General features: G+C 32.2%; 3 protein-coding genes and 1 tRNA gene. All 4 read right to left on the bottom strand.

Annotated elements, in window-relative coordinates; all coding sequences use genetic code 11:
* Position 1: 1 nt before the first annotated feature.
* A tRNA-Thr gene (locus ABS764_RS07590) sits at positions 2–75 on the bottom strand.
* 91 nt (positions 76–166) lie between these two features.
* Complete coding sequence (gene hpf, locus ABS764_RS07585; RefSeq protein WP_408081187.1) at positions 167–469, bottom strand: ribosome hibernation-promoting factor, HPF/YfiA family; 303 nt, start codon at positions 467–469, stop codon at positions 167–169.
* An 18-nt stretch (positions 470–487) separates the two neighbouring features.
* Positions 488–1396 (bottom strand): tyrosine-type recombinase/integrase, encoded by a 909-nt coding sequence (locus ABS764_RS07580; RefSeq protein WP_408081186.1) that lies wholly within the window; start codon positions 1394–1396, stop codon positions 488–490.
* 72 nt (positions 1397–1468) lie between these two features.
* On the bottom strand, positions 1469–1663 hold the full coding sequence (gene rpsU, locus ABS764_RS07575; RefSeq protein WP_035659878.1) for a 30S ribosomal protein S21: 195 nt from the start codon (positions 1661–1663) through the stop codon (positions 1469–1471).
* Between the last annotated feature and the right edge of the window lie 238 nt (positions 1664–1901).

The following is a 1901-nucleotide window of genomic DNA, read 5'->3' as shown; positions in this document are numbered from 1 at the left end:
GAGCCGATAGAGGGACTCGAACCCACGACCTGCTGATTACAAATCAGCTGCTCTAGCCAGCTGAGCTACATCGGCATTTTCAATAAAAAAAGTCCGCTATTTCTAACGGACTGCAAATGTATAGATTTTATCTCTCAATCAAAACATTTTTTAAAAAAAATTTCAATTATATATGAGTTCTTATTTTTTCTTTTCTTTTTACCAGTAAGCGCTCTAATGATTCCGCCGACAACTCTACCGCTTCTTCAAAGGTTTTACACTGTTTTTTAACCAAAAAATCATCTCCCGGCACATTAATTTTTACCTCTACCATTTTATTTTCCTTTTCACTCGTCTTTTCGACCTTCAAATACACATCAGAAGAAACCACCCTATCGTAGTATTTTTCTAATTTATCCATTCTCCCTTGAACAAAATCAACCAGTTTTCCATCAACAGCAAAGTTAACAGCATGAACATTTACCTTCATAATCAAAAATTTTTATGGTTAAACTTTAGAATTATCACTCCCCCTAGGATGAGCCCCAACATACACTTTTTTTAACTCTGATAAACTATTATGAGTATAAACCTGCGTAGATGCTAAACTAGAATGTCCTAATAACTCCTTAACTGAATTTAAATCGGCTCCATGATTTAGTAAATGAGTCGCAAAAGTATGCCTCAACATATGAGGACTCTTTTTTACCTTTTTAGAGACTTTACTAAAGTATGAATTTATTAAGCGATACACAAAAGATTCACTCAATTTTAACCCCTTTTTTGTTAAAAAAAAATACTCACCATCTTTAACCTCCTCTAAACCTTCCCTTAACTCAAGGTAAAGCCGCATCTGAGTCAGCACAACAGGCAACACCGGAACAATTCTTTCCTTATTCCTTTTTCCCAAAACTTTAATAACAGTATTAGAAAAATCAACCGCAACCAACTTCAAATGAATCAATTCTGACCTCCTCACACCTGTAGAATACAATAATTCAATCAGCAACTTATCCCTGACACCTTCAAAATCTTTATCAAAAGTAAAATCATCCAAAACAAGTTTCACTTCTTTTTCAGAGAAAGGAATCTGATTTTTCCTGGACACTTTTAGAGCTCTGTGTTTCAATAAAGGATTTACTTCTATCTGTTTTATTTTTAAAAGGAATTTATAAAAAGCTTTTAACGAAGCCATTTTTCTGTTTACAGAAACAGCAGACAAACCATTCTCTACCAAAAACACAATCCAGGACCGAATTTGAACATATTCAACCGAAACAATATCCTGTTGATTAAAATTCACAGCATTGTATTCCTGAAAATCAGCAACATCCTTCACATAAGCACACAGCGTATGAGGAGAATATTTCTTCTCTTTCTGAAGATAATCTGCAAACGCTTCTAAATTTGTAGTCATAAAAAAACCGTTAGCATCAAATTTATAAAAAATCTGATTGCTAACGGTATATTTGTTTCAAAAAGAAAACTACTAACTCTCTAAGCTATCTTTCAAACCTTGGATGTAAGCCGCTTTTTGGAATTTCATTCTGTTTTTAACTGACGGCTTAATGAAAGCTGTACGCGCTCTTAATTGACGAACTGTTCCAGTTTTATCAAATTTTCTTTTATAGCGCTTTAGTGCTCTATCGATATTTTCTCCGTCTTTAATTGGTATAATTAACATAATTTTGACACCTCCTCTCGTTAAGGCTGCAAAAGTAAAAATTAATTATGAATTACAAGCCACAAATTCTAAATATTTTTTTAAAAGAAACCAGAACACCTTTTAGAAGAGAAAAGAGAAAAGAGAATATAAAAAAAGAGAATCGACTTTTATAGCTCAAATCTATATTCTATATTCTATATTCTATATTCTATATTCTATATTCTATATTCTATATTCTATATTCTATATTCTATAT

It is taken from the genome of Flavobacterium plantiphilum (assembly GCF_046000495.1).
Lineage (GTDB): Bacteria > Bacteroidota > Bacteroidia > Flavobacteriales > Flavobacteriaceae > Flavobacterium > Flavobacterium plantiphilum.
This window is presented reverse-complemented; position numbering and strand designations above follow the sequence as displayed.